This is a genomic window from Paenibacillus sp. P4_A7, assembly GCF_056402455.1.
Window position 1 is genome coordinate 1 of record NZ_JBFUHJ010000237.1, and the last position, 8,253, is coordinate 8,253.

Consider the following 8,253-nt stretch of genomic DNA (forward strand, 5'->3'; position numbering starts at 1 on the left):
ATATTGAGAAGCAATCCGCTGATTTGACGCAAGGTTTATATTTGGCAATCGAATCGTTGCTGCTCACATTTCAATACGCATGCGGCTTAATGCGTAAAAAGCATACATAATCACGGGGGGCGGGGAATACTCGTGGAGCTAAAGGGCAGAACAGCATTAGTAACGGGAAGCGCCAAGGGCTTAGGCAAACGAACGGCGCTGCAGCTTGCGGAGCAGGGCTGCAATATCGTAATCAATTACTTTCAGAGCGAGCTGGAAGCACTGCAGGTGAAACAGCAAATCGAGGCGTTAGGTGCAAAGGCAATCACGGTACAAGCCGACATCTCGACGACTGAGGGCGTTGAAACGCTTGCTGAAGCAACCGAAAGCTGGGCTGGCGGTGCTGATATTCTCGTAAATAACGCGGGTCCATTTGTACGAGAGCGACGCTTGTTTAGCAATTATGATGAGGCCACGATTATTCGGCTGCTGCATGGAAATTTGTTAGGTGTGATGCTTCTTGACCATCGTCTTTTACCGGAAATGAGACGGCGAAAGTGGGGACGTATTATTCACTTTGGTTTTGGTCATGCTGGGGAAGCAAGAGCCTGGCCTCATCGGGCGGTTTATGCTGCGGCCAAGACTGGTTTAGTATCCTTTACGAAGTCACTGGCTGTTGAAGAAGCGCCGTATGGCATTACTGTCAATTTGATCGGGCCTGGTGATATTCGCGGCCTGAATAAAGAACGTTCCATTGCTGAGGTAGAGGACGAATATGACTCCGAGTCGCCCATTGGACGGCCAGGAGCAGGTGAGGATGTCGCACGTGTCATTCAGTTTTTGTGTGAGATGAAATCCAACTTTTTAACTGGAAACGTGATTGACGTAACAGGTGGCTTTGATCCGATTGTCGCTAATATTAAAGGGGTATACTAACATCCTATACAAAAAAAGAGTCTTATCGATAAGCGAAGGAGCGAGGCTCCTTGCATTCGATAAGACTCTTCGTCATTTCTGGGATAACGGATAGCATGCAAAGCATGACAATCACAACCCTAATGACATATAAGCACCGTATAAAGGTGTGTCTTATAGGTTCTTATATTTTTTAGAATACTTGAACGACTTCCACTACACCTTCAACTTCTTCAAGAAGTGCGCGTTCAATACCCGCTTTAAGTGTAATTGTCGAACTTGGACAGCTGCCGCAAGCTCCCATCAAACGAAGTTGAATAATGCCGCCTTCGACATCAACTAATTCAACATCGCCGCCGTCACGTTGTAAAAACGGACGAAGCTTATCTAAAACGTCTAACACTTCATCATACATAGTGCTTTGTGTTTGTTCACTCATTGCAATCATCTCCTTTCTCCCCTATTATAGTACAAAGTGAAGCAATTGAAAATGGATAGTAACTAAGTAAAGTTAGGTGAAGCATAGTGTTTAAACCAATGATCGAGTTTTGTGCCAGCAATATGCACCATGGCACAGACCGTATAATGAAAACATTCGAAGAAGATGAAGAGTTCGAAGTCAACGAATATGGCTGTCTGGGCAATTGCGGTGAATGTTATTTAAAACCGTTTGCACTTGTGGAAGGTACTATAGTAGCCGTTGAATCTGTCGATGAATTACATGAACAAATCTTGAAAGCACTCGAGCAGCAGGATGCTGATCGTGATGCACTGGACAAGCTGCTTGATGATTTGTAATGAGAGTGCTTATCCCATTAGCCCAAGTGACGCTTAGAACGCCAGAGCACACCACTCTTAACAAGCCGTGGCACACGACCCATTATAGGTGTGCCGCCCATAATCCCAAACCCACTTTTTTTGCCTAGAGAACCAAGCACGCCCTTTAGCTTAATCTTACCTAAACGAGGCGTTTTATTATGCCAAATGGCTTGCATAACCTCAGCAATTTGTTTTCCTTGCGCACCTGCTGCTTGCCCGCTTGGTGATAATGGTAAAGCAGCACAATCACCGACGATAAATACGTCGTTATAGTCTGGCAATTGGTGGTACTCGTTAATAATTAATCTTCCTTGATTATCTTTYGGCAAATTCATGCGCTGAACGAGCGGCACAGGCTGGATGCCTGCTGTCCATACTGTCACATCGCTATAAATAGGACTAGATGAATGACAATCATGTAATATGCCGCCTTCCAGCTTCGTTAAACCGACATTGCCGAGCATCTCCACTTGATGTTCGGCAAACCAATCAGCAACATAAGCTTGAAGCTTGCCTGGGAATGCGGATAATACACGTGGTCCTCGATCCAAAATCCTAATATTAAGGTCAGGACGGCTTTCCCTAAGTTCGGCAGCTACTTCAACCCCGCTTAAACCACCGCCAACGATTGATATTTGTCCGTATGGCTTTACTCCGTTAAGCTTGGCGTACGTCTGTCTTGCTGCTGAGAACGTTTGAATGCTTGTGGAGAACTGTTCAGCACCGTCAATACCGTGGTACTTATCCGTGCAGCCAAGTCCTATAACAAGCCATTCATACTCGAGTGACTCCTCATCCTGGATATGAACGAGCTTTTGCTCCATGTCCACATCCAACACTTCACCATAAGTAATCGTGATTCTAGGGTCTACAGGAAATTTAATTCTAAGCTCTAGATCCGAAACCGTACCTGCAGCTAATGCGTAATATTCTGTCTTCAAACCTTGGAAGGGCATGCGGTCAACCAAAATGATGGATACGTCCTCTGGTAATTGTTTCTCTAACAGATCGTTTGCGATAGCGAGTCCGCCATAGCCTCCACCCAAAATGATTACTTTTCTCATATTTATTCCAGCTCCATGCTTCTATATGATAGTACTATAATGTGCTTTATGGTTACTGAATACTCAATCATACACTTTTATTTCATTGTAAAAGGTGTCACGCTCAACCGGAATCCGGCCTGCTCCTTTAATTAGCCAGATTAGGTCCTCACGAGTAATACCTTCTGGCGTTAATGCACCTGCTGCATGGCTGATCTTTTCTTTTACAATCGTTCCGTGCGCATCTGAAGCTCCCATAGTTAGAGCTACTTGAGTAAGCTGAACGCCAATATTAATGAAATAAGCTTTAATATGCTGGAAGTTATCAAGCATTAACCGACTGATTGCAATCGTCTTTAAGTCCTCAAAGGCAGAGTTGCGACGACGGATCCCGGCTTTTGGATTAATCGGCTGCATAGACAATGGAATGAACACGAGAAAGCCGTTCGTTTCATCCTGCAACTCACGGATATGAATCAAATGGCGGATACGTTCTTCTTTGGTTTCGATGGATCCATATAACATGGTTGTATGTGTTCTTAATCCGAGCTCATGCGCAGTTCGGTGTACTTGTAGATACTGCGAAACATCTGCTTTATCAACACGCATTTTCTTACGATAATGATCCGATAATATTTCTGCGCCTCCGCCGGTAAGTGATTGAAGTCCTGCTTTTATAAGCTCCTCGAGCACTTCCTTGTAGCTAAGTCCGCTAATGCGTGAGAAGAAGTCAATTTCCGCAGCTGTGTATGCTTTAAGTGTCACTTCCGGGAATCTTGCTTTCAATGCTTTCAGTGAATCGACATAATATTGGAAAGGAACGTTCGGGTTATGGCCACCGACGATATGGAACTCTCTAACGCCAGGATGGTAGTGCTTCTCGACATACTCAATCATTTGCTGACCGCTAAGAGTGTAAGAGCCTTCTTCGCCTTCGTCTTTGCGGAAGTTGCAGAACGCACAATGCGCTTCGCACACGTTGGTGAAATAGAGACTCATGTTCTCGATAAAATAAACCTTTTTGCCATTTTTGCGCAATGCGACTTCATTGGCCAGTTGACCGATGGTCAGCAGATCATCCGATTGATATAAGAAAATGCCATCTTCCAGCGAAAGCCGCTGGCCATGACGAACTTTTTCAATAATTTGCTGCATCTGTTTGTCTTCAGTAGGGATAACAACGTTCATGGCGTAGCCTCCTAAATAAATGTAGTTTGTGAAAAAAATAACGTTCTTTTCCGAGCAAGAAGCTGTAACTATTATAAACCTGATATGTAGTACGGGCAATAAGAAAAGTCTTTTCTTCAGCGGTGTGGCTGTGTAGGGGTAGTAAATTAGAGCTTTAGGCATATTATCTTGAGGGACTGAACAAATTGGAGTATACTATTTATAAGTAAGTGAACTTCATTTTGGAATAGATTTAGAATAGATATTGATAAGCGGAGGGATGTAACATGATCACAATTAGTGATACAGCATCTGATAAAATAAAAGAAATGCTGGCAGAAGAAGGCGGTCCTGAAATGTTTTTGCGGATCGGCGTCAAAGAAGGCGGCTGCACAGGCTTCTCATACGGAATGGGTTTCGATGATGAAGAGCATGAAGGCGATAAAGCACTAGAAATGCAAGGTCTGAAGGTTGTTGTGGACGGGGATAGCATTCCTTATTTGAACGGCCTCGTTATCGATTTTAAAGAGTCGGGAATGAGCGGTGGTTTTACAATCGAAAATCCTAACGCAAGCGCGACATGCGGTTGTGGATCGTCGTTCCGTACGGCGACTGCTGCTGGCAAGCCAGCTGCTGCAGGCGAGTGCTAATTGTGGAAGTTAAGTAAAATATAGTAAAGGGTTATATCGTGAGGTCATAGACCTTCCGATATAACCCTTTTTTTAATATACAATAATTTATAAGTTTTCACTTATAAATGTACTTATATATCTCCGCGAAACGAATGCTTTTGCCGAAGAAGACGGCGACAGCCGTTTACGCTTGTGAAATGCACATAAGAAAAAGGAGCCCTTTTACAGGCTCCCCTTCGACGGTGTTTGATCGTATGAGTATCTTCAAAAGTCACACTTCACATCATTAGAAATACTTGGGCACCGCTTGTTCACTTTCCGTTTTAAAGGAATGTTACTAGGCGTGTGTGTTCAGAAATATTCTGCGACACAACCCCTCGCTTTCAGTTGGCTTAGTGATTAGTTAAATTCCTCTTGTAGCCCTAGCACCGAATGGTCCAACGGAACCACACCTCTCTTCACACCGTCAAATATATCTTGCACATATTTTGAGTTACTTATACATCTAACAATCAATAATTTTAGAAAAAATAAAATGTGCTCTATAAATAAGGTTATGTTTGATCAGTTGTCCCGTTCCTGCTATGTTAATAAAAGCAAAAATGAACGAATATAGGAGGCACATCATGTATCGAGTTTTCATTGTAGAGGACGATGTGAAAATAGCAGCGATTCTTAAAAATAACATGGAGAAATACGGATTTGAGGCAGCTTCCGCCATGAACTTTCGCGAACTGATGCTGGAGTTGGAGGCATATGAGCCGCATTTAGTGCTGCTTGATATTAATTTACCGTATTTTGATGGTTACTATTGGTGTAGACAAATTCGTACCCGTTCAAGTGTGCCCATTATATTTATTTCCGCTCGTGCCGGGGAAATGGATCAGGTTATGGCGATTGAGAACGGCGGGGACGATTATGTAACTAAGCCCATTCATTTAGATTTATTGATGGCGAAGGTGAAGAGCGTGTTAAGGCGTGTATATGGCGAGTATTCGTCAGGTGYAGGTTTAACTGAAATAGGCGATAGCAACGGAAGCTCTGGAAGCGGCCAAGGCGAAATCGTTGCAAGTGGACTGCGCTTGTTTTTAAGCCGTAATGAGCTGGAGTGGGAAGGGCGGCGGGTCGAGCTGACCAAAAACGAGCAGTTGCTGGCAGAGAGCTTAATGAAGCGGCCTGGGCAAGTTGCTTCGCGTGAGGAGCTGCTGGAGTCGTTATGGGATGATGTGCAGTTCGTCGATGATAATACGTTGACTGTAAATGTAACAAGGCTTCGCAAAAAGCTGGAGGAGCTCGGACTGCCGAAGGCAATTGAGACCATACGTGGAAAAGGCTATAAGCTGACGCTTGATACTGCCAAACAGGAGGAAGAAACGTTATGAGGGGGGTATCTGCCCTTATTTTTTTGCGTGATCGATTACTTTATATACTCGTATTTGCTCTAATAATTGGTGTATTCATCGTTCTCATGCTGCTGGAGAAGGAACGAAATCCGGGATTTATTGATCTAAATACGATTTATTATTTTATTGTGTTAGCTATTATTTTTGTGCTGTTGTGGCTTATGGCTGATTATCTTCGTCAGCGCGCTTATTTCAAACAGCTTCTAGAAGCAATAGCTCGTTCAGGTGAGCTGCAGGCGTCTTCAATCGTTCGGAGTGTTGTCACGAAGGAACAGCAGCTCGTCACACAGTTATTGGAAGAGCAGCATCGCTCCTATTTGAATGAGCTTGGCAAATATCGCCGTCAGCAGGAGTTTCATAATCACTTCGTGCTGCAATGGGTTCACCATATGAAGACACCTGTTTCGGTGATTGATTTGCTTGCACAGGAGGCATTGCAGAAGCCATCGCTTCAGGAAGAGGAAAAGCAGCTTGTTGTAAGCATTCACGAGGAATCGGATCGTTTAACAAGAGGTCTTGAGATGATGCTGTACACTGCGCGCCTAGATAAATTCGAGATCGATTTGCATAGCAAAAAGATTCCTCTGCATGAGCTCATCCGAACGGTTATTAACGCGCATAAAAGGCTATGCATCCGCCATTCGATTTTCCCTCGTATAGACGGAGAGTTGTGGGTAGAGACGGATGAGAAATGGATGACGTTTGTGCTAAATCAATTTGTTAGTAATGCCATTAAGTATAGTAAAAGCAAGGCAGGCTCTAAGTCCATTGTATTTCATTTATTGTCTCACGAGCATGGTGGTGGAGTGCTGGAGGTAAGGGATGAAGGCATTGGAATCGCATCGTATGATTTGCCACGAATCTTTGATCCGTTTTTCACTGGTGAAAATGGACGAGTGGAAGGGGAGTCAACGGGTATGGGACTTTATTTAGTGAAACAGGTTTGCAATAGGCTGGGTCATGTATTAGGTGTATCATCAGAAATAGGGGTAGGCACAACGTTCACTATAACTTTTGAACCACGTGGTATTCATCGATTGAACAGCGAAGCTAAAGAAAGTATTCGGGCTATAGTGACAACTTTGTAAGCTTCCATTCAGAAATGAAAGAGTAATCGATGGGTTTGAAACCTCCTCGGGGCTATACTAGCATTATTAAAGCTTTTATACAGAGAAATTCGAGGAGGAAATAGGTAATGAGCGTACTAAGAGCGCAGGGGCTAGGTAAAATATATAGCAGTAAAGGTAATGTCGTTTACAAGGCGTTAGAAGATGTTGAGCTAACTGTAGAAGCCGGGGAATYCGTTGGTGTCATGGGTCCTTCGGGAAGCGGGAAAACAACGCTGCTTAATTTGCTGGCAACGATTGATCGGCCGACTTCCGGCCAACTCGAAATTAATGGCGTGAACCCAAGTAAACTGACGGATAAGAAACTGGCGTTGTTCCGTCGCCGCGAGCTTGGATTCGTATTTCAAGACTTCAATTTACTTGACACGCTTTCCATCAAAGAAAATATTATTTTGCCGCTCGTATTGGAGGGCATGGCACCAAAGTTAATTGAGCAGAAGCTAATGCCGCTTGCTGAGCTGCTGCAAATCACAGCTATTTTAAATAAGCGAACCTATGAAGTATCAGGTGGTCAGAAACAGCGCGCGGCTATCGCTCGAGCTATCGTGCACCAGCCTTCGCTTGTGCTGGCGGATGAGCTTACTGGTAATCTGGATTCCAAGTCAGCAAAGGATGTTATGGACTCCCTCAAGGACATGAATGAGCGCTTCAAAGCGACCGTACTAATGGTAACGCATGATCCGTTCTCGGCAAGCTATTGTCAGAGAATCGTCTTTATAAAAGATGGCAAGTTTTTCTCTGAGATACGCCGCGGCTCGAATCGACAAGCGTTCTTCCAGCAAATATTAGATGCGCTCAGCATTCTGGGAGGTAATTTCGATGACATTCCGTTCGCTCGCGCTTAGTAATGTACGGGGTAACTGGCGGTCGTATAGCGCGTTTTTTCTAAGTAGTGTATTTTCTGTCATGATATTTTATATTTATGCAGCATTTCTAGCACATCCTGACGTGGTGAGCGGTCATATTATGGCTGCATCGAAAATTCGTCAAGGCATGGTGTTTTGTGAATACATTATTGTGATCTTCTCATTCCTATTTGTGCTTTACTCCAATTCGGCCTTTCTTAAGACAAGGCAGCAGGAGTTTGGTTTATTTTCATTATTCGGTATGACAAGGGCACAGCTGAGAAAGCTAGTTATCTATGAAAATGCAGCCATTGCAGTGCCTG

Annotated in this window: 10 protein-coding genes; 7 read left to right on the top strand and 3 right to left on the bottom strand. The window is 43.9% G+C overall.

Features of this window, described 5'->3' with window-relative positions:
- Positions 1 to 132: 132 nt before the first annotated feature.
- Positions 133 to 915 carry an SDR family oxidoreductase gene (locus tag AC1DWN_RS21890; protein ID WP_477561021.1) on the top strand — a complete coding sequence of 261 codons (783 nt, stop codon included), beginning with the start codon at positions 133 to 135 and terminating at the stop codon, positions 913 to 915.
- Positions 916 to 1,087: 172 nt separating this feature from the next.
- Here AC1DWN_RS21890 and AC1DWN_RS21895 read toward each other — a convergent pair whose 3' ends face one another.
- On the bottom strand, positions 1,088 to 1,333 hold the full coding sequence (locus AC1DWN_RS21895; protein ID WP_475810891.1) for a NifU family protein: 246 nt from the start codon (positions 1,331 to 1,333) through the stop codon (positions 1,088 to 1,090).
- Between the two features lie 98 nt (positions 1,334 to 1,431).
- On the opposite strand from AC1DWN_RS21895, the gene AC1DWN_RS21900 reads away from it, so the two are divergent.
- The gene (locus AC1DWN_RS21900) at positions 1,432 to 1,692 is read left to right on the top strand and encodes a DUF1450 domain-containing protein (protein ID WP_477561029.1); all 261 of its coding nucleotides are present in this window, start codon (positions 1,432 to 1,434) and stop codon (positions 1,690 to 1,692) included.
- Between the two features lie 17 nt (positions 1,693 to 1,709).
- Here the strand turns inward: AC1DWN_RS21900 and AC1DWN_RS21905 are convergent, their stop codons facing one another.
- Together AC1DWN_RS21905 and mqnE are read right to left on the bottom strand one after the other, a co-directional pair.
- Positions 1,710 to 2,777, bottom strand: coding sequence for an NAD(P)/FAD-dependent oxidoreductase (locus AC1DWN_RS21905; protein ID WP_477561022.1), 1,068 nt, complete (start codon positions 2,775 to 2,777; stop codon positions 1,710 to 1,712).
- 63 nt (positions 2,778 to 2,840) lie between these two features.
- Positions 2,841 to 3,944 carry an aminofutalosine synthase MqnE gene (gene mqnE / locus AC1DWN_RS21910; protein WP_477561023.1) on the bottom strand — a complete coding sequence of 368 codons (1,104 nt, stop codon included), beginning with the start codon at positions 3,942 to 3,944 and terminating at the stop codon, positions 2,841 to 2,843.
- A 266-nt stretch (positions 3,945 to 4,210) separates the two neighbouring features.
- Between mqnE and AC1DWN_RS21915 the strand changes: the two genes are divergently transcribed.
- From AC1DWN_RS21915 to AC1DWN_RS21935, 5 genes are all read left to right on the top strand, one after another.
- Positions 4,211 to 4,573, top strand: coding sequence for a HesB/IscA family protein (locus tag AC1DWN_RS21915; RefSeq protein WP_477561024.1), 363 nt, complete (start codon positions 4,211 to 4,213; stop codon positions 4,571 to 4,573).
- A 608-nt stretch (positions 4,574 to 5,181) separates the two neighbouring features.
- On the top strand, positions 5,182 to 5,937 hold the full coding sequence (locus tag AC1DWN_RS21920) for a response regulator transcription factor (protein ID WP_477561025.1): 756 nt from the start codon (positions 5,182 to 5,184) through the stop codon (positions 5,935 to 5,937).
- Positions 5,934 to 7,046 (top strand): sensor histidine kinase, encoded by a 1,113-nt coding sequence (locus AC1DWN_RS21925; RefSeq protein WP_477561026.1) that lies wholly within the window; start codon positions 5,934 to 5,936, stop codon positions 7,044 to 7,046. The genes AC1DWN_RS21920 and AC1DWN_RS21925 overlap by 4 nt, the downstream gene beginning before the upstream one ends.
- Positions 7,047 to 7,153: 107 nt before the next feature.
- Positions 7,154 to 7,930 carry an ABC transporter ATP-binding protein gene (locus tag AC1DWN_RS21930; RefSeq protein WP_477561027.1) on the top strand — a complete coding sequence of 259 codons (777 nt, stop codon included), beginning with the start codon at positions 7,154 to 7,156 and terminating at the stop codon, positions 7,928 to 7,930.
- Positions 7,905 to 8,253 (top strand): FtsX-like permease family protein (locus AC1DWN_RS21935; protein WP_477561028.1); only part of this gene is annotated, 349 nt, incomplete at its 3' end. The genes AC1DWN_RS21930 and AC1DWN_RS21935, both read left to right, overlap by 26 nt.

Coding starts and splice junctions, on each gene's coding strand:
- AC1DWN_RS21895 (WP_475810891.1), bottom strand. CDS start 1,333: ATGAGTGAACAAACACAAAGCACTATGTATGATGAAGTGTTAGACGTT.
- AC1DWN_RS21900 (WP_477561029.1), top strand. CDS start 1,432: ATGATCGAGTTTTGTGCCAGCAATATGCACCATGGCACAGACCGTATA.
- mqnE (WP_477561023.1), bottom strand. CDS start 3,944: ATGAACGTTGTTATCCCTACTGAAGACAAACAGATGCAGCAAATTATT.
- AC1DWN_RS21915 (WP_477561024.1), top strand. CDS start 4,211: ATGATCACAATTAGTGATACAGCATCTGATAAAATAAAAGAAATGCTG.
- AC1DWN_RS21925 (WP_477561026.1), top strand. CDS start 5,934: ATGAGGGGGGTATCTGCCCTTATTTTTTTGCGTGATCGATTACTTTAT.